The following is a 19,616-nucleotide window of genomic DNA, read 5'->3' as shown; positions in this document are numbered from 1 at the left end:
GAATCCCTGTTTTACCAATTCTTGCGGCCAAAGCCTGATGTAATCGGATAGCGTCTATCTTTACCAAAATTGCGGGCAGTAATACGTGGCCCGACAGCCGACTGACGCCGCTTATATTCATTGATATCTACCAGGCGAATGACCTTACGCACGATAGTTTCATCAAAACCGTCTGCGACCAAATCAGCCACCGACTTATCCTGCTCGACGTACCCTTCGAGAATAGCGTCCAAAATATCATAAGGTGGCAGACTGTCCTCATCTTTCTGATCAGGAGCCAGCTCAGCAGATGGCGGGCGAGTAATCACCCGCTGTGGAATCACATAAGAGACGGTATTACGGTATTCCGACAGTTTAAACACCAAGGTCTTTGGCACATCTTTCAACACATCAAAACCACCGGCCATATCACCGTACAGCGTGGCATAGCCCACCGCCATTTCACTTTTGTTACCGGTAGTTAATACAATACTGCGACGCTTGTTAGACAAGGCCATCAATACGACACCGCGGCAGCGTGCCTGTAGATTCTCTTCCGTGGTATCGCGCCCTGTACCGGCAAACATCGGTGCCAGTTGGCCCATAAAAGCATCAAACATCGGCTCGATGGACAGTACATCAAATTCAATACCGAGAATTTCAGCTTCTTCTTTAGCATCCGCAATACTGATATCTAAGGTGTAGCGGAATGGCATCATCAATGCCTGGACTTTATCTTTGCCCAGCGCATCAACTGCAATCGCCAGTGTCAGCGCCGAGTCAATCCCACCGGACAAGCCCAGCACCGCGCCATTAAACCCATTTTTGGTCACGTAATCACGCACCGCCAACACCAGCGCTTCATACACTTGCGCTAATGGCGGTAACTCTGCGACAGGGGCCGTCATAGGGACCACATTGCACTCATTCAATTGCAATAAGGTGGTCTGTTCCGCAAAAGCCGCCAAACGATGCGTCATATTACCCGCCGCATCGAATACCTTGGAGCAACCATCAAAAATCAGTTCATCCTGCCCACCAATCTGGTTGAGATAGACCAATGGCAACCCGGTACGCTGGCAATGTGCTGCCATCAGAGTTTTACGAATATACGGTTTTTCACGGTTATATGGCGAGGCATTGATCGACAATATCACCTCTGCACCGGCAGCTTTAGCGGCGTCTACCGGGCCATCGAACCATAAATCTTCACAGATAAGCAGCCCCAAACGATAACCGTTCAGCTCCACAACACAACTTTCATGACCGGCAGAGAAGTAACGTTTTTCGTCGAACACACCGTAGTTAGGCAATTGTTGTTTAAAATAGCGCCCTAGCAATTTGCCGTCAGCAAACAGGGACAATGCGTTATACAAGTTGCCCTCTTCGCGCCACGGATGCCCCACCAGTATCGCCGTATGCTGCGTTGCCGCCTGCAAACGATCCAGTTGCGCTTCACAACGTTGATAAAAATCATCACGATACAGCAGGTCTTCTGGCGGATAACCGGACAAAGCCAGCTCGGAGAACATAACCAGTGAGGCACCCGCCTTCTGCTGCTCATTTAAGGTTTGCAACATACGTTCAGTGTTGCCTTCAATATCGCCAACCAGCCAATTCAACTGGGCTAATGCAATGGAAAGTTTTCTGCTCATGGGTATTTAAACTCGGTTATCAGTGTGCCTGTAGCTAACATTTTATTGATAAATAATATATAACCTAAATAATTCGAGTTGCAGGAAGGCGGCAATCGAGTAAATCCCGATGAGTTGACGCCAGTCAATGATTCGGGTGACAAATCTGCCGGGAGCAGATTTGAACGCTGCTTGCAGCGGCCTCGTAGAGGCGAGGCCGATGGATGGGCCGAGTAACGAAAGCAGCCAACGCACATGCAGCTTGAAGTATGACGGGTATAAGTTATTCTTTAAAATCATTGGCATCCAGCTCATGGCGCGACAATAACTTGTAAAACTCGGTACGGTTACGCCCCGCCATCCGGGCAGCCTGGGTCACATTACCGGTGGTGATTTGTAGCAGCTTACGCAAATAATTCAATTCGAACTGATTACGAGCTTCAACAAAGGTTGGTAATGCCGTGTTTTCCCCTTCCAGTGCCTGCTCAACCAATGCTTCACTAATGACCGGAGCTGAGGTGAGTGCCACACATTGTTCAATCACGTTGACCAATTGACGCACGTTACCCGGCCAACTGGCGGTCATTAACCGCTTCATAGCATCAGTTGAGAAACTGCGGACAAAGGGCTTATGCCGCTTAGCTGATTCACGTAACAGATGATTAGCCAGCAGCGGGATATCTTCTGAGCGCTCATGCAGTGCCGGGATCTTCAGATTCACCACATTCAAACGATAGTAGAGATCTTCGCGGAATTCATTTTTTGCCATGGCTTTAGGCAAATCACGGTGGGTGGCTGAAATGACCCGCACATCGATACTTAAATCACGGTTACTGCCCAGCGGCCGTACTTTGCGTTCTTGCAGCACTCGCAGTAATTTCACCTGTAAAGACAGCGGCATATCGCCGATTTCGTCTAAAAACAGCGTGCCGCCTTCTGCGGCCTGAAATAGCCCTTCACGGCTGTTGACCGCACCGGTAAATGCGCCTTTGGCATGACCAAACAGTTCTGACTCCAATAACTGCTCCGGCAATGCGCCACAGTTAATGGCAATAAAGGCTTTTTTCGCCCGAGGGCTGGCAGCATGGATAGCTTGCGCCAGAACCTCTTTACCGGTTCCACTTTGCCCGATAATCAGCACACTGACGTCAGATTGCGCCACCATTTTGGCCTGCTCCAGCAGGCGCAACATAACCGGGCTGCGGGTCACTATCTCTTCACGCCAGGTATCATCACCGGCAGGAATAGAAAGCTCTAAAGCTGCATCAATGGCTTTATACAAAGCATCGCGATCAACCGGTTTGGTCAGGAAACTGAACACCCCTTGCTGGGTGGCAGCCACCGCATCAGGGATAGAGCCGTGGGCGGTCAGGATAATCACTGGCATACCTGGCTGATGTTTCTGAATTTCGACGAACAGCGCCATGCCGTCCATTTCATCCATACGCAAGTCACTGATAACCAAGTCTATCTTTTCACGCATTAACAAACGCAATGCTTCCTGGCCGCTTTCAGCCGTGGTGACATTAAACCCTTCGCTGGTTAAACGCATCCCCAGTAACTTAAGTAAGCTGGGGTCGTCATCAACCAGCAGTAGATTGGCCGGTTTGCGTGGCGTCATGAGATTCCTTATTGGTGGCAGGTGGTACATCCGTTGGTGGTACCACTGGCGGAGTATAAGTATCAGCCGGTTTTTCTACCGATTGTGGGGCCGGTTTAGTATCAGCTTGAGGCGCTGTCGGCTTGGTTTCTGCCGGTTTGGTTTCAACCGGTTTAGCTTCAACCGGTTTAGCTTCGGTCGGTTTAGCTTCGGTCGGTTTAGCTTCGGTCGGTTTAGCTTCAACCGGTTTAGCTTCGGTCGGTTTGGCTTCAACCGGTTTAGTTTCGGTCGGTTTAGTTTCGGTCGGTTTAGCTTCAACCGGTTTAGCTGGCTCAACTTTGGGCTGTGGTTTAGCTTCTAGCGGTTTCGGCACGACGGCTGGTTTGCTATCCACATCCGTTTCTGGAATTTCATTCTGCAACTGCTTGCGTGATGAAAGCTGCCGTTCGATATCAGTCAGGTTTTCCAGCTTACGGGTAGTATCCAGTAAGTTATATTGCAACCGGACCTGGCTTTCTCGCAGGCGATCAATCTGGGTGTCCGATTCGTCCTGTAAGCGCTGGTAGCGAATGCGCTCTTCTGCCAGAGAGATGCGCAGCACCTGTTGCTCACGCCATAGCTGAATCAGTGGACGCACCGCGCCAGGGACGCTTTGGCTATAACTGTTCAAACGCTCAACCACTTGACGACGTTCCGCCATTGAAGGCTCGGCACTGCTGACTAAAATGCCCTGCTTGAAGGCCGAAGGCCATGCCACTACCGGCAATGACTTCGCTAATGCTCGCGCTTGAGTAGACCCCATACGCTCTGCACAGTCCATTGCCCGTAGCCAGTACAGGGAGTTCTCCAGTGTCTCTTTATCATCAAGATCCCACAGCACATCGCAGGATAAGGTCCGATAATCAACGATTTTCGTTTCCGGTATGACCAACTGCACTGCTTGTGAAAAACGGCTACTGGCTGGATTATCAGTACATCCGGTAAGTAAGAGTGGGGCCAGCAACAATGCTCGCCAAAAAATACCCGTACCAGATTTGCCCGCGGGCATAGCTGCCGCAGTTGATGTCGGACATGATAAAAAGACGGTCTTTTTAATAATGCTGCTCATAGACCATTTGTACATTATTCATTCATTCTCGGCGGTTAATGGCAATTCAACACGAAAGCAAACCGCAGCGTAATCAACAGCCACCAGTTGCAAGTCGCCCTGCATACGTCTGATGCAGTCCTGAGCAATACTCAGCCCCAACCCACTACCTTTGACGGCCCCTTTTCGCTGATGGCTTCCCTGATAAAAAGGCTCAAATATCATGGTTTCTTCGGACATAGGGATCGGCGCCCCGGTATTGGCAATATCAATTTGTACGCGGTTATCCACCCGACGGCTGCGAATCCAAATGGTACCGGATTCCTCGCCATAGTGCACCGCATTGGAGTAGAGATTATCCAATACCCGCATTAATAATGTCGGATCTGCCCAACAAATGTCCGCTTGCAGATCAGTCTCAGTATGTAGAGTCTTGGCCCGTGCGGGTAAACTATGGGCTGAGATAACATCCTCAACCATTTCCGCCAGTTCAACATTCTCATGTTCACCGGGGCCATCTGCCAGTTTACGGTTATAGTCTAATAATTGCTCAATCAATAATTGCAAATGACGGCTGCTGTTATCAAGGATTGCCACAACTTCTTTTTGATCTTGCGTCAATGGCCCGGCAACCTCATCCGCTAACAATTCGGTCCCTTCGCGCATACTGGCGAGTGGTGTTTTCAATTCATGAGAGATATGGCGCAAAAACTCGTGGCGCTGTGACTCTAACCACGCTAAGCGCTCGCTGAGCCAAATAATACGCTGTGCCAGTGAGCGTAACTCGCGTGGCCCTTTAAATAGCGCCGTATTACCTAATGGTCGCCCTTCACCTAAGCGATTAATCATCCGCTCAATGCCTTTAACCGGCCCAATTATCATCCGGGTAAATAACACCACTAACAGCACACTGACCAAAAACAGCAACAGGGATTGCCAACCAAAGAATTGCCCACGTTCGGCAATATCTTTTTGTAATTGCTGACCGCGGGAGAAAATCACATCGCGCGTTGCCTGTACCATTTCGGCATTGGAGCGGGAAAACTGCTCTAATAGTGTTGACGCATTTTGTTCCGGGCCACTATTTTTACATTTAATATCAGAAAGTTGTGTCAGTAAACTGCTCAGAGTCTGATAGTAACGGGCATCTGGCAGGATAGGGGCGTGCGTATCAAGCATTTGAGCGTACTGTTTACGTTGATGCTGATATAACTTTGCCAGTGTTGCATCATCTAATACACAGTACTGGCGATAACTACGCTCCATTTCGAGCGCCACACTGGTCATCGCCTCACTGCGCCGCGCATCTGCCAGCGTAGTACGATTAATGTCAGCCGCCTGCGTGCTAAGGTGGTCAAGGCTTTGATAAGCCTGGTATGCCAGCACCAATAAAGGTAGCAGCACCAACAGAAATGCCATGAGTACCAATTGACGTAAAGAACGGGGAAATAAACGCCATCTTTTCAACGAAATCATCTCATTACCTATCATGCTGTGGTGATGCTAACTGACTGCGTGAGGATTACAATGCTTGTGGCACAATTACCCGTCATTTTTTAAGTTGCAGGTGTGTTGGTTGCACTCAATAACCCGAATCACTGACTTATGTCAGCTCATCGGGATTAATGAGGCTCACCCTGCGGGCGAGCATAAATGCTGTTCAAATCGGTTCCCGACCGATTTGTATCTCGTTTTCCGCCTGCCCGCAACTTGAAATCTATTGGGTATGTACCAGGAACAACGTCTCTTGATTGAGATAAAAAAAAAGCACCTGGCTTTGAGCTAAGTGCTTTTAATTAATGCGGCTTATCCATTATCGTCAGAATCATCATCAGACCTGCTTTTATTGTTATTTGCAGTAAAAACGGAGAGCGTAGCTTATCTTTGACCATAATATACCCTAAATAATTCGAGTTGCGGGAGGCGGCCAGCGCACATGCAGCTTGAAGTATGACGGGTATAGATGTGACAACGGGGCAATAAATTGCCCCGTCGCAGAATATGTGGATGCCCTTAAGCATCGTCTCCAGTTTGATGAAGCCGAAGCAATCATCGGGAGGATGAGACGAATAGCATCCAAACATGTCCAAAATTGATGAACCATTCATCACAGCAGGACATAGGCGGTACCTCACTCAACGTGTCGTCCGATGTTTGATAAAGTGAATTCACACGATATCGGTTTGGTGGACGATAGGTACCAGTCTTAGGCATCATTCGATGATTTATGAAGCGCATATTCCGCTTAACTGCGGGACTATCATAATAAGTTGAATGAGCAACTGTAAGTAATAATGCAGCTTGCGTGCCAAGTTTATTAAAAATAAATTAAAGCCATGATTTAAAAGAAAAATAAACTTATCATACCGATTATTATCCACGTAATGCCCGCCAACTTGCATCAATTACTGCCGTTTTGTCGCCAATCCCCGACAGCAATCCTCTTATTAAATAAAAATGATGTAAATCAACTATTTATATGTCTCCTATTTGAGACAGGTTACAGGGCTATTGTCGCAATTTACCGACAAAATAATAAAACCATTTAAAATCAGTAAATTAAAAAACATAATGGCATTTAATTATCCGCGCATCTTTTAGCCGCCCGTTACTCTTCCCTTTGGAAGCATGCTGTTTAAATCATTATTACTTTATAAATTATGATGTTTAATAATTTACAAGAATGAGTCACGTTGATTACCTGGCTCAGGTACCGACAAGAAACCGCCAAAATGCAGCAAAAGAAAACACTGGCAATTGTTTATGCCCATAAGGTGATTTACAGGTATCTGCCTTGGAGTTTCACAACTTATCATTAGGAAGGTACTCATATGAAAATCAGTCTTATGATTCTCGCCAACATTATGTTGATCAATTTATCTGCAATGGCACAACCCATAACCCTTGAAGATTTACGGGTAAAACCAATACTGATAAATAATAGTCATATTCTCACTGATAATTTTTCCGTACATGGCGTGCAAACACATTATTGGCTCGAAAACAGTTTGGCTGAGATACCGATGACGGTAACAACGCTTGATCACCTACTAATTACGACCTATCTCTATGATCAATATGATGATGAGAAAACACAGACCGCGACACTTATCGATAATCGCTCTAAGAATATGACCTTGTTTTTAGTGAACTTACCACCTGGAAACTATCGATTGGTTGTTACAGGATTGGCGACCAACCACCAGATTTCTAGCAAAACCTTTCATATGACACTAGCGAATCAGACCACTGGGTATGACTCAAGTTATAAAAGATAAATGAATATATCTTAAACCCTTATCAGCATGCGTAAAAAAGGGGCATCAACTGATGCCCCTGTTATCACAATCAAAGCCGATTCACTTAACCCAATTGCTTACGCGCATTACGGAACATACGCATCCACGGGCTATCTTCGCCCCACTCTTCTGGATGCCAGGAGTTACTGACGGTGCGGAAGACCCGCTCTGGGTGTGGCATCATCACCGTTGCCCGTCCACTGGCACTCGTCACCGCAGTGATACCATTAGCAGAACCATTTGGGTTAGCCGGATAAACCTCGGTCACCTCACCCTGATTATTCACAAAGCGCAATGCCACCAGATTGTTCTGCTCAAGCAGCGCCAGATGGGCCGCATCACGCACTTCGACTCGCCCTTCACCGTGAGAAACAGCAATTGGCAGGCGAGATCCGGCCATCTCTTGCATAAACAGTGATGGACTATTGGCCACTTCAACCAAACTGAAGCGCGCTTCAAAGCGATCAGACAGGTTGCGGACAAAGCGTGGCCAATGTTCGGCTCCCGGAATAAGTTCACGCAGATTAGACATCATCTGACAACCGTTGCAGACCCCCAATGCCAATGTTTCTGGGCGATGGAAGAAAGCTTCAAACTCATCACGAACCCGGTTGTTAAACAGTATCGATTTTGCCCAACCTTCACCCGCGCCCAGCACATCACCGTAAGAGAAACCACCACAGGCCACTAAGGTCTGGAACGATTGCAAATCAGTTCGGCCTGCCAGCAGGTCACTCATGTGCACGTCGATTGCATCAAAACCAGCACGATGGAAGGCAGCTGCCATTTCAACGTGGGAGTTAACCCCCTGCTCACGCAAGACTGCCACTCTTGGCCGTACCTGTTTGATGATATAAGGTGCGGCAATATCTTCTGCGGGATCAAAGGTCAGTTGGACATTCAGGCCCGGATCAGTTTCAACCTGTTTCGCTTGATGCTCTTGATCAGCACAATCAGGGTTATCACGCAGGCGCTGCATTTGCCAGGTAGTTTCTGCCCACCACAAGCGCAGAGTACTGCGTTTCTCGCGGTATACCACCTCAGTACCACTGCGAATATCGAAGCTATCACCCTCAACAGCACGGCCCAGATAGTGAATACAGTTTGCCAGACCGTGGTCTGCCAGAACTTTTTCCACCTCAGCACGCTGTTCAGCACGTACCTGAATCACTGCTCCCAGCTCTTCATTAAACAGCGCCGCCAGCGCGTCATCACCCAAGGTGTGAATATCAACCTGCACCCCACAGTGACCGGCAAAGGCCATTTCAGCCAGTGTCACCAGTAAGCCGCCGTCAGAGCGATCGTGATAGGCCAGTAATGCCTGAGAGGCCACTAAGTGCTGCATCGCATTAAAGAAACCAGCCAGTTGCTGTACATCGCGCACATCAGCAGGTTTATCACCTAACTGGCGGTAGACTTGCGTCAGGGCAGTTGCACCCAGAGCATTGTGGCCGGCACCTAAATCAATCAGTAACAGCGCGTTATCGCCTTTATCAGTGCGTAGCTGTGGTGTCACCGTATGGCGAACATCTTCGATACGGGCGAAAGCAGTAATGACCAGAGAGAGCGGCGAGGTCATTTCGCGCTGCTCATCACCTTCCTGCCAGCGAGTTTTCATCGACATGGAGTCTTTGCCCACCGGGATGGTAATCTCCAGCGCAGGACATAGCTCTTCGCCCACCGCACGCACCGCCTCGTACAAACCGGCATCTTCACCCGGATGACCGGCTGCTGACATCCAGTTAGCTGACAGTTTAATGCGCTTTAGCTCACCAATCTGAGTGGCCGCGATATTGGTCAGTGCTTCGCCTACCGCCAGGCGGGCTGAGGCGGCAAAGTCCAGCAATGCCACTGGCGCACGTTCACCCAATGACATCGCTTCACCATAGTAGCTGTCCAGACTGGCACTGGTAACCGCACAGTCGGCCACCGGAATCTGCCACGGGCCAACCATTTGATCACGTGTCACCATGCCGGTCACACTACGGTCACCGATGGTAATCAAGAAGGTTTTCTCTGCCACTGCCGGTAAATGCATCACCCGTTTGACCGCATCAGCGATGCTTATCTCAGCACGTTGCAATGCATCACCCTGTGCCTGAAGGCGGGTGACATCACGCAGCATCTTCGGCGTTTTACCCAGCAAGACATCCAAAGGCATGTCAATTGGTTGATTATCGAAGTGGCGGTCATTCAGTGTCAGATGTTTTTCTTCCGTGGCTTCACCTATAACGGCATAGGGCGCACGTTCACGGCGACAAATTTCATCAAACTGAGCCATCTGCGCGGGGGCAACAGCCAGAACATAACGCTCCTGAGACTCGTTACACCACACTTCCAGCGGGCTCATGCCCGGCTCATCATTGAGGATGTCACGCAGCTCAAAACGGCCGCCACGACCACCATCACTGACCAGTTCTGGCATGGCATTAGACAAACCGCCTGCACCGACGTCATGAATAAATAGAATCGGGTTGTGGTCACCTAACTGCCAGCAACGGTCAATCACTTCCTGACAGCGGCGTTCCATTTCCGGGTTATCACGTTGTACCGAAGCAAAATCCAGATCCGCATCTGACTGACCCGATGCCATGGAAGAGGCCGCGCCGCCACCCAGACCGATATTCATCGACGGGCCGCCGAGCACCACCAGCTTGGCACCGACCGTTATCTCGCCTTTTTGTACATGGTCGGCCCGAATATTACCGATGCCACCAGCCAACATGATCGGTTTGTGGTAGCCACGTAACTCAGTGCCGTTATGACTGTTGACGCGCTCTTCATAAGTACGGAAGTAGCCCAGCAGCGCCGGACGGCCAAATTCGTTGTTAAAGGCCGCGCCGCCCAGTGGACCTTCGGTCATGATATCCAGCGCAGTCACAATACGATCCGGCTTACCGAAATTCTCTTCCCACGGTTGTTCAAAACCGGGAATACGCAGGTTAGAAACAGAGAAACCCACCAAACCGGCTTTAGGTTTAGCACCGCGCCCGGTAGCACCTTCATCACGGATTTCGCCACCAGACCCGGTAGCAGCACCCGGCCAGGGTGAAATTGCCGTCGGGTGGTTATGAGTTTCTACTTTCATCAGAATATGCGCCGCTTCCTGATGGTAATCATAAACGCCATTATCAGGTGCAGCAAAGAAGCGCCCGACCTGAGAACCTTCCATCACCGCCGCATTGTCTTTATAGGCTGACAATACGTAATCCGGTGTGTGTTCAAAGGTATTTTTGATCATTTTAAACAGTGTTTTAGGCTGAGAAACACCGTCAATTATCCAATCTGCATTAAAGATTTTATGCCGACAATGCTCAGAGTTTGCCTGAGCAAACATATACAGCTCAATATCGGTCGGGTTACGCCCCAGACCGGTAAAGGCGGCCAGCAAATAGTCAATTTCATCTGGAGCAAGAGCCAGGCCCAGCTTAATATTAGCCAGCTCCAGTGCACTGCGGCCCTGCGCCAAGATATCCACCCGTTGTACTGGGGCGGGTTGATGATGAGAGAATAACTGCTCTGCTTGCTGCAAATCGGTGAATACCGTTTCCATCATGCGGTCATGCAGCAGCGCCGACAATTGTTGCCATTGGCTTTCATTCAGGTCTGGGCCTTGAATATAGAAAGCCAGGCCACGTTCCAGACGCAGAACCTGTGGCAACGCACAGTTGTGCGCAATATCCGTCGCTTTGGAAGACCACGGAGAAATGGTCCCCGGCCTTGGCGTAACCAGTAACAAACGCCCTTCTGGCGCGTGTTCAGGGAGAGAGGGTCCATACTTAAGCAGCCGTTGGAGCCTGGCGTGTTCATCAGCACTTAACGGAGCGCTAACATCGGCAAAGTGAACATATTCGGCGTAGATATCACTCACCAAAAGGTGAGCATCCAGGCAACGGGACAGCAGTTTGGTAATACGAAAAGCCGACAAAGCGGGCGAACCACGCAGTATTTCCATAATCTAAGTTTCTCTCTCTTCGAAGCGACTGGAACAGCACTTCATTGGGCGCAGCATTTATTGGCGCAAAACAGGGGAAAACGCGGGCATTATAGTGAATCTACGCCTCCGACGAAACCGTTTGCGTAGCTATTATTAATAATTGAGTCAGAAATTGTCGTTATCTATAGAACACCAATACTGAATAAATAAGCTCGCAATAAAGTTGCACACTGACGATTTGTTGCGCAAAATGCCACTCCACTGGGGTTTTAACCATGTCGATTCTTACTTCACAACACACAGATAAAGAGCGCTGCCGAGAGATAACTATTTGACGCGCATAAAATTAAATTACTTTGTTATCGGTGTAGTTGCCTTACTTCTGGCCCTCGCGCTGTGGCCCAATATTCCCTGGCGCAGTAGTCAAGAAGGACAACTAGACCGTATAAAAGCCCGTGGCGAGCTACGTGTTAGCACGATTAGCTCACCACTTATCTACTTTACCGGAAAGGATGGCCCTTCCGGTCTGGACTATGAGCTAGCCAACCGTTTTGCGGACTATCTGGGGGTTAAGCTCGTCATTACCCCTCATCATAATATTGATGACTTGTTTGATGCACTTGATAACGATGATGCAGACATGCTGGCTGCCGGGCTAATTTATAACCGTGAACGTCTTAATCGGGCGCGTACCGGCCCTGCCTATTATTCAGTCTCGCAACAGTTAGTATACCGATTGGGTAAACCACGCCCAAAATCATTCAGTGATCTGAAGGGCCAATTGATTGTCGCCTCTGGATCAGCCCATATGACCACCCTCAAACAACTTAAACAGAGCAAATATCCCGACCTTAACTGGGGATCATCCGTTGATCGTTCTGGCAAAGAGTTACTGGAACAGGTCGCGGACGGCAAACTTGACTATACCCTGGGTGATTCGGTGACCATTGCCCTACTGCAACGCATCCATCCACAATTAGCGGTTGCCTTTGATGTTACGGATGAAGAGCCAGTAACCTGGTATTTCCAGAAGGGGGACGATGATAGCCTGTATGCCGCCATGCTCGATTTCTACAGCGAGATGGTTGAAGACGGTAGTCTGGCGCGGCTGGAGGAAAAATATCTCGGCCATGTCGGTAGCTTTGATTATGTCGATACCAAAACATTCCTGTCAGCCATCGACAGTGTGTTGCCCTCTTTCCAATCCTTGTTTGAAAAACATGCCGGGGAAATTGACTGGAAACTGCTAGCGGCAATTGCTTATCAGGAATCCCATTGGAACCCACAAGCCACCTCACCGACTGGCGTGCGGGGGTTAATGATGCTAACCCGCGCCACAGCAAATGGTTTAGGGGTTAAAGACCGGGTTGATCCTGAGGAGAGTATTAAAGGTGGCTCCATTTACTTGCAGCGGTTAATGCAAAAAGTGCCGGAGAGTATTCCAGAAGATGAGCGCATCTGGTTCGCGCTGGCTGCCTATAATCTGGGTTATGGTCATATGCTGGATGCTCGTCGCCTGACTAAAAATCAGAATGGTAATCCAGACAGTTGGGTTGATGTAAAAATGCGCCTACCGATGTTGAGTCAAAAGCGCTACTACCCAAGTACCACTTATGGCTACGCCCGTGGCCATGAGGCTTATAACTATGTCGAAAACATCCGTCGTTATCAGGTCAGTCTGGTGGGATATTTGCAGGAAAGAGAGAAAAAAGCAGCCCAACATGCCGCTATCGAAGCTGAGCTGGGTAAAGCTTATCCGGTTGTCGGCCCAGGCTGGTCAATCAATAACTAACATGATGCGAAAACACGTAACTACCTAATAGATTTCAAGATGCTGCCAACCACCGCATCCTAGTCGCAAGGCCCACGGATGGGCCGAATCATGGCTGCCGCGCGAGTTTCAACGCCTTTTGCTGCTCACGTCGTAGGCGGAAAAAAGCACTTAATTGGTGGGAACACGTCTGTGCCAGTACCCCGGCACTGACCTCTATTTGATGATTCATCCCCGGATGGCGCAAGATATCCACCAGCGAACCGGCAGCACCGGTTTTTAAATCATTGGCCCCATAGACCAAGCGACGGATCCGGCTGTGTATCATGGCTCCGGCACACATTACGCATGGCTCCAGCGTCACATATAGCGTGGCTTCCAGCAGACGATAGTTCTGCACCACCTGCCCGCCTTGCCGTAGCGCCATGATTTCTGCATGAGCGGTAGGGTCGTTATCGCGAATAGACTTATTCCACCCTTCGCCAATCACCTGGTTGCCCAGCACTAACACCGCGCCAACCGGGACTTCTCCCTCTTCTTGTGCCCGCAGAGCCAGCGTCAACGCCCGTAGCATCCAGTACTCATCACTGTATTCAGCAGGTAAATCAAATTCAGAAAACAAACTTTTATCAGCAGACACATTAACCTCTCTGGTACTTTGGCGGCGTGCATTATACACAGCCAGCGACAACCGCTATACCCGCTATCTCCAATATAAAGTAGCTCAGTCCATAATGATCGGTTAATGTTCCGGCAGGATATAAATCATTCCTGATATAAATTATCAGCATATGGAAGCCAGCTACATGAAGCTCAGCAAGAAAAATGCCGCGGTAGTACGTAAAACCCTGAATGGATGGGCCAGTGAAGGCGTTATCCCTGAGGAAGAGCATCAACGTCTGTTACAGAATATTGATGTTCAACCGTTTGACTGGCGCAGATTAGCCGGTTACGCCTTTCTTGCCGCACTGGCTTCGCTGGTTATCGCCATTGGCAGCCTGATGACTGATACTTTCTTACTCAACTGGATAAGCCAGTTTTTCCGCTTTGATCCCCCGGTGCGGGTGGTGGTCACGGCGATATTGGCCGCCGCATTTTACGGCTGGGGCTTTAACCGCCACCGGCGAGATCCCAGTAAGATTTACAGTAATGAAGCCGTACTCTTTCTCGGCGTAATATTTACCGCAGCCGCCATCGGCCAACTCGGTGAGTGGCTGGATAATGGTAGTGGTCGTATCTCAGTATTACTGCTGTTGGGTACCGTCATCTATGGTGTGGTGGGCTGGTTTGGTCGTGCGCCATTAGTATGGCTATTTGCCTTGCTGTCACTGGGTAATGCGTTTGGGGCAGAAACTGGCTATTTGTCCGGTTGGGGCGCCTACTGGCTGGGAATGAGCTACCCGATACGCTTTATTGCTTTTGGCCTGCTACTTTGTGCAGCGGCACTGGTGTTGCAACCGCAGTTGGCACAACGTCGGCTAGATCGGGTGTCACAGGCGATGGGGCTGCTTTATCTGTTTATTGCCCTGTGGTTATTGTCTATTTTTGGCAATTACGGTGACCTGGACTATTGGTATCAGGTGCGCCAGATAGAGTTGCTGCATTGGAGTCTATTGTTTGCCATTGCCGCCAGCGTCGCTATTTGGCTGGGACTAAAACGAGATGATGCCATGTTGCGCGGCTTCGGCCTGACATTTTTGGCCATCAACTTGTATACCCGTTTCTTTGAGTTCTTCTGGGATGCGATGCCGAAAACTATCTTCTTCCTGCTGCTCGGCATTAGCTTGTGGTTACTGGGCCGGCATGCCGAACGAATATGGCGGCTCGGCCACCATGATAATGACGTCACACACTAGAGCCAAAACCACTTAAAATGGCGAATGACTGCAATGGGCGTTTATTCTAATTGCTGTAATTCGCCGCTTTTACTGACCCGCCAGCGATGCTCGCAAAAATACAATAGCGGGTTATCCTGCTTACTGTCCGAGTATCCGCTATAAAGTTTCAGCGGCGATCCCAAACGCTGTTCCAGTTGCACCACTTTCTCTGGCCCCAAACAGCGCAGAGGTAGCACCCAGCCGCCATTACGCCGCGCCATGCGGCTACCGACCAACCGCAAACGGTGAATAAACGCCGAATCATGATAAACCTGTTCCACCAGCCGTTGCGGCGAGCCAGTTATCAACCATACCTGTGCGTCATGGCTCTCCAGATATTGGCGCAAACGCATCACGACCACGGGAAATTCGGTAACTTTTTGGCGAAAATCATTCACAAAACGTAATTCCAAATCTTTCAAATGCGCTTCACGCCGACCGAAGGTTATCGCCCACAGTAACAGGCTCATTGGCCAACGAGCGCAACGACCGCCCTGCAGCAATCCCAGCCCAATCACCGGCAATAATGGGACCACCAGCAACAGATTTAGCGGTAAATGTCGCAACAAAAAACGCAAAAAACTGCCAAACATGTCCTGTTGATGCAACGTGCCATCCAGATCAAAGAAGACAATGCGTTTGGCGTTTTCTGATAATGCCTCGGCCGTCCCCTCGCGGTTACTGTCAGTTTGCTCAAAGGTCGATGTGGCCTGCTCTGCGCTCAAACGTTACTCCTCAGGATCATTGAATCCCATAAACCAGTTAAATATGAAACCTGCAAGTATGGTGACAATCATCGCGACTAAATACAACATCACTTTGCCTGCGGCATCGAGGCCAATTACCAACGAGTGCTAATCCCCTGAGTGTGCGTCTTACAATGCTGCACGCAAATAGCCATTATGTTGCTGTAGATCCTGGCGAGCCTGCTCGGCACTCACGCCTTTCAGAATCATCAAAATGGCTGGTTTTACGTTAAACTCGGTTTGTGATAAAGCATTTTCAGCCTCTGCACGGCTGGCCCCGGTGGCTTCAACCACAATACGACAAGCGCGATCAACCAACTTCACGTTAGTCGCTTTCACATCTACCATCAGATTTTGATAAACCTTACCCAGTCTCACCATCGCCCCAGTGGATAGCATATTCAGTACCAACTTCTGCGCGGTGCCCGACTTCATACGCGTAGAACCAGTGAGGGCTTCCGGCCCTACTACCGGTGAAATCGCAACCTGAGCTTCTTGCGCGATAGGAGAGTCTGGGTTACAAGAAATAGCCGCCGTTGGGCACCCAAGTTGGCGGGCATAACGTAGCGCACCGATGACATAAGGCGTGCGACCAGAAGCTGCCAGCCCGACCACCATATCAGTTGCCGTCAGCTTTAAATCTTGCAGATCCCGCACACCGAGCGCGATATCATCCTCAGCACCTTCCACCGCTTTGAATAAAGCACCCGGGCCACCGGCAATTAGACCAATCACCCTGCCATGAGGCACACCAAAGGTCGGTGGGCATTCGGAAGCATCCAGCACGCCGAGCCGACCACTGGTACCGGCCCCCAGATAAATGAGCCGCCCACCTTGCTTTAAGGACTCCGCGGCTAAATCTACCGCTTGAGCGATAGCCGGTAACACCAAACGAATGGCCTCCGGCACTTTGCGATCTTCATCATTAAAGCAGGTCAACATTTCGAGCGTAGAGAGCTTATCCAGCTCCATCGTGGCCGGATTACGACTTTCTGAAATCAATGCTCCTAGATTCATGACATGTTCCTCTTTGAATATTTAATTCATAAAATATAATATATAATTGAATATTATATTCTATAAAGCGACTATTTTCTTGCGCCATTCATCGAATGATCAGCAAAAAAGGGTGCTATGCTCCATCACTTGCCCTTTATCTTGAGTCTTTCCGGGTATTATTAAGCTCTCCCGCATTCAGGAACTGATTTATGAGTAGTCTTCTTCGCATTCGTCAGCTTTATCCAACGCTGGCACAAAATGACCGTAAGTTAGCCGATTTTCTGCTCACTAATCCTGAGCAGGCACGTCATCTTAGTTCGCAAAAGTTGGCGCTGCAAACCGGGGTTAGCCAATCTGCAGTGGTTAAGTTTGCCCAAAAATTAGGCTATAAAGGCTTCCCGGCGCTAAAACTGGCCCTGAGTGAAATTGTCGCGGCCCCGGCACAGGCAGTGACACTGCATAATCAGATCTTGAGCACTGACAGTTTAAAAATCGTTGGGGAAAAACTCCTGAGCGAGAAAGCCGCAGCACTACGGGCCACCTTGGATATCAATAGTGAAGAACGACTTACGCAAGCATTAGAGATGTTATTGTCGGCACGACGGATTATTCTAACCGGTATTGGTGCTTCGGGGCTGGTGGCAAAAGATCTGGCTTATAAGTTACTGAAAATAGGCATTATGGCGGTCTCCGAAACCGATATGCATGCACAACTGGCCGCAGTACAAGCATTGGATGCACGGGATTTACTGCTGGCTATCTCATTTAGCGGCGAACGCCGTGAGATAAATCTGGCGGCTGAAGAAGCACAGCGTTGTGGTGCCAAAGTGCTGGCATTGACCAGTTTTTCCCCCAACAGTTTGCAGCAACGTGCCGATCATTGCTTATATACCATTTCGGAAGAACCCGCGATTCGCAGTGCCGCGATCTCCTCAAGTACCGCGCAATATGCTCTGACTGATCTATTATTTATGGCGATGATCCAACAAGACTTGGAAAGCGCGCAGGATCATATTAAGCACAGTGCGGCACTGGTAAAAAAACTGGTCTAAGGATAGCAGAGGGGTATAATCCCCCGCAGTTGAGAATACCCGACCTAAGGTAAGAGAAAGCATGGCCCTGTTGATCACTCGTAAATGTATTAATTGCGACATGTGCGAGCCGGAATGCCCTAATGAGGCAATTTCCATGGGTGCAGAGATCTATCAGATTGATCCGATGCGCTGTACGGAATGTGTCGGTCATTACGAAACACCAACCTGCCAGTTGGTCTGTCCTATCGATAATACGATTGCTATCGATCCTGCCTGGGTTGAGAGTAACGAACAATTGTGGGATAAGTTTGTCCAACTGCATCACGCCGAACGTTTGTAATCCCCGCAGCAAGACTCGTTTTTAATACCAACAATATACTCGCGCATAACAAAAAGGGCGGCATTCGCATGCACGCCCCTGCTCTCTTTCACCACTATTCGCGGCTAAAACGGACCTAGCTTTCAATAATTACGGTCGCGCAGGCATAACGCCGTTCATCGGCCAACGTTACATGTAAGGATTTGACACCCAGCTCAGCGGCCAATTCTGCCGCGCGCTGATGTAAACGCAGCGTCGGCTTACCCAGTGCATCGTTAACAACTTCAAACTGATTAAATGCCAAGCCATTACGAATACCAGTACCAAATGCCTTGGCCGCGGCCTCTTTAACGGCAAAGCGTTTTGCCAGAAAACGAATTGGCTGCTGATGCTGCTGATAGTGCTGCCATTCCGATGGGCTAAGGATACGCCGCGCCAGTTTTTCGCCACTGCGCTCCACCACCGCTTCAATCCTTGAAATTTCAACAATATCAGTGCCTAACCCCAAAATCGCCATTAACGACGCGCTTCCCGCATTAATACTTTCATCTCAGTAACGGCAGCTGCAAGGCCCGTCATTACGGCCTGACCAATAATTGCATGGCCGATATTCAGCTCATGAATCTCTGGTAAGGCTGCGATTGGTTGCACATTGTGATAGGTCAGGCCATGACCGGCATTCACTTTCAACCCTTTGCCTGCGGCATAGGTCGCAGCTTTGGTGATACGCACTAATTCAGCTTGACGCACCAAATCGGTGGTGGCATCTGCGTACGCACCGGTGTGGATTTCAATATAAGGGGCACCCACGGTAACAGCTGCATCAATCTGGCGCATATCGGGATCGATAAACAGTGACACCAGAATACCGGCCTCAGATAATCGGCTCACCGCAATGGTCATTTTATCGAGTTGACCGGCAACATCTAGCCCGCCTTCGGTGGTAACTTCTTGGCGTTTTTCCGGCACCAGACAGCAAAAGTGCGGTTGTAACTCACAAGCAATATCAACCATTTCATCGGTAACCGCCATCTCCAGATTCATGCGGGTCTGGATAGTTTGGCGCAAGATGCGTACATCTCGATCAGTGATATGGCGGCGATCTTCACGTAAATGCACGGTAATACCGTCGGCACCCGCTTGCTCGGCAATAAACGCGGCCTGAACAGGGTCGGGGTAAATGGTCCCACGTGCATTTCGTAATGTCGCAATGTGATCGATATTGACGCCCAACAACAAATCAGCCATGACAGCCCTCCAGATATGGATGCATCTTTAATAGGTCAATGAGCACGCAAAAACCGGCCCTTAAACGCATAAGTGCCTTGCAGTTT

General features: G+C 49.4%; 15 protein-coding genes and 1 pseudogene. 5 read left to right on the top strand and 11 right to left on the bottom strand.

Translation table 11 applies throughout. From position 1 onward, the window contains the following. Positions 1-11: 11 nt before the first annotated feature. The 4 genes from V1956_RS08010 to V1956_RS07995 all read right to left on the bottom strand — a co-directional run bounded on the left by V1956_RS08010 (position 12) and on the right by V1956_RS07995 (position 5,776). A complete protein-coding gene (locus V1956_RS08010) occupies positions 12-1,634 on the bottom strand; it encodes an NAD+ synthase (RefSeq protein WP_420074488.1) in 1,623 nt (540 codons plus the stop codon). A gap of 262 nt (positions 1,635-1,896) precedes the next feature. Further along, positions 1,897-3,234: a two-component system response regulator GlrR gene (gene glrR / locus V1956_RS08005; protein WP_442824996.1), complete on the bottom strand. Its 1,338-nt coding sequence runs from the start codon at positions 3,232-3,234 to the stop codon at positions 1,897-1,899. Then, complete coding sequence (gene qseG, locus V1956_RS08000; RefSeq protein ID WP_442825790.1) at positions 3,197-4,261, bottom strand: two-component system QseEF-associated lipoprotein QseG; 1,065 nt, start codon at positions 4,259-4,261, stop codon at positions 3,197-3,199. The genes glrR and qseG overlap by 38 nt, the downstream gene beginning before the upstream one ends. A 78-nt stretch (positions 4,262-4,339) precedes the next feature. Further along, positions 4,340-5,776: a sensor histidine kinase gene (locus tag V1956_RS07995; RefSeq protein ID WP_372559688.1), complete on the bottom strand. Its 1,437-nt coding sequence runs from the start codon at positions 5,774-5,776 to the stop codon at positions 4,340-4,342. 1,355 nt (positions 5,777-7,131) lie between these two features. On the opposite strand from V1956_RS07995, the gene V1956_RS07990 reads away from it, so the two are divergent. Continuing rightward, positions 7,132-7,578, top strand: coding sequence for a hypothetical protein (locus tag V1956_RS07990; protein ID WP_372559689.1), 447 nt, complete (start codon positions 7,132-7,134; stop codon positions 7,576-7,578). 85 nt (positions 7,579-7,663) lie between these two features. Here V1956_RS07990 and purL read toward each other — a convergent pair whose 3' ends face one another. Continuing rightward, positions 7,664-11,554: a phosphoribosylformylglycinamidine synthase gene (purL, locus tag V1956_RS07985; RefSeq protein WP_442824995.1), complete on the bottom strand. Its 3,891-nt coding sequence runs from the start codon at positions 11,552-11,554 to the stop codon at positions 7,664-7,666. 313 nt (positions 11,555-11,867) lie between these two features. On the opposite strand from purL, the gene mltF reads away from it, so the two are divergent. Further along, positions 11,868-13,328, top strand: coding sequence for a membrane-bound lytic murein transglycosylase MltF (gene mltF / locus V1956_RS07980; protein WP_372559691.1), 1,461 nt, complete (start codon positions 11,868-11,870; stop codon positions 13,326-13,328). A gap of 88 nt (positions 13,329-13,416) precedes the next feature. Here the strand turns inward: mltF and tadA are convergent, their stop codons facing one another. Beyond that, positions 13,417-13,986, bottom strand: coding sequence for a tRNA adenosine(34) deaminase TadA (gene tadA, locus V1956_RS07975; RefSeq protein ID WP_372559692.1), 570 nt, complete (start codon positions 13,984-13,986; stop codon positions 13,417-13,419). A 127-nt stretch (positions 13,987-14,113) separates the two neighbouring features. On the opposite strand from tadA, the gene V1956_RS07970 reads away from it, so the two are divergent. Next, positions 14,114-15,163 carry a DUF2157 domain-containing protein gene (locus V1956_RS07970; RefSeq protein WP_442824994.1) on the top strand — a complete coding sequence of 350 codons (1,050 nt, stop codon included), beginning with the start codon at positions 14,114-14,116 and terminating at the stop codon, positions 15,161-15,163. A 41-nt stretch (positions 15,164-15,204) separates the two neighbouring features. Here the strand turns inward: V1956_RS07970 and yfhb are convergent, their stop codons facing one another. The 3 genes and pseudogenes from yfhb to murQ all read right to left on the bottom strand — a co-directional run bounded on the left by yfhb (position 15,205) and on the right by murQ (position 16,947). Further along, positions 15,205-15,909, bottom strand: coding sequence for a phosphatidylglycerophosphatase C (gene yfhb, locus V1956_RS07965; RefSeq protein ID WP_193784796.1), 705 nt, complete (start codon positions 15,907-15,909; stop codon positions 15,205-15,207). 3 nt (positions 15,910-15,912) lie between these two features. Next, positions 15,913-16,008, bottom strand: a pseudogene (locus V1956_RS07960) (PTS transporter subunit EIIC); the annotation flags it as partial. A 51-nt stretch (positions 16,009-16,059) separates the two neighbouring features. Continuing rightward, positions 16,060-16,947, bottom strand: coding sequence for an N-acetylmuramic acid 6-phosphate etherase (murQ, locus tag V1956_RS07955; RefSeq protein ID WP_372559694.1), 888 nt, complete (start codon positions 16,945-16,947; stop codon positions 16,060-16,062). A 191-nt stretch (positions 16,948-17,138) separates the two neighbouring features. Here murQ and V1956_RS07950 point away from each other — a divergent pair, with 191 nt between their 5' ends. Continuing rightward, a complete protein-coding gene (locus tag V1956_RS07950; protein WP_372559695.1) occupies positions 17,139-17,981 on the top strand; it encodes a MurR/RpiR family transcriptional regulator in 843 nt (280 codons plus the stop codon). A 61-nt stretch (positions 17,982-18,042) separates the two neighbouring features. Then, complete coding sequence (locus V1956_RS07945; protein WP_032906988.1) at positions 18,043-18,303, top strand: YfhL family 4Fe-4S dicluster ferredoxin; 261 nt, start codon at positions 18,043-18,045, stop codon at positions 18,301-18,303. Between the two features lie 115 nt (positions 18,304-18,418). Here V1956_RS07945 and acpS read toward each other — a convergent pair whose 3' ends face one another. After that, complete coding sequence (acpS, locus tag V1956_RS07940; RefSeq protein WP_083163143.1) at positions 18,419-18,799, bottom strand: holo-ACP synthase; 381 nt, start codon at positions 18,797-18,799, stop codon at positions 18,419-18,421. Then, entirely contained in the window at positions 18,799-19,530 is a 732-nt protein-coding gene (gene pdxJ / locus V1956_RS07935; RefSeq protein WP_083163141.1) for a pyridoxine 5'-phosphate synthase, read from the bottom strand. The genes acpS and pdxJ overlap by 1 nt, the downstream gene beginning before the upstream one ends. Positions 19,531-19,616 lie beyond the last annotated feature (86 nt).

It is taken from the genome of Yersinia sp. 2540 StPb PI, assembly GCF_052217165.1.
GTDB lineage: Bacteria > Pseudomonadota > Gammaproteobacteria > Enterobacterales > Enterobacteriaceae > Yersinia > Yersinia enterocolitica_E.
The sequence above is the reverse complement of the archived record's forward strand: the minus strand, read 5'-3'. Positions and strand labels throughout refer to the sequence as shown.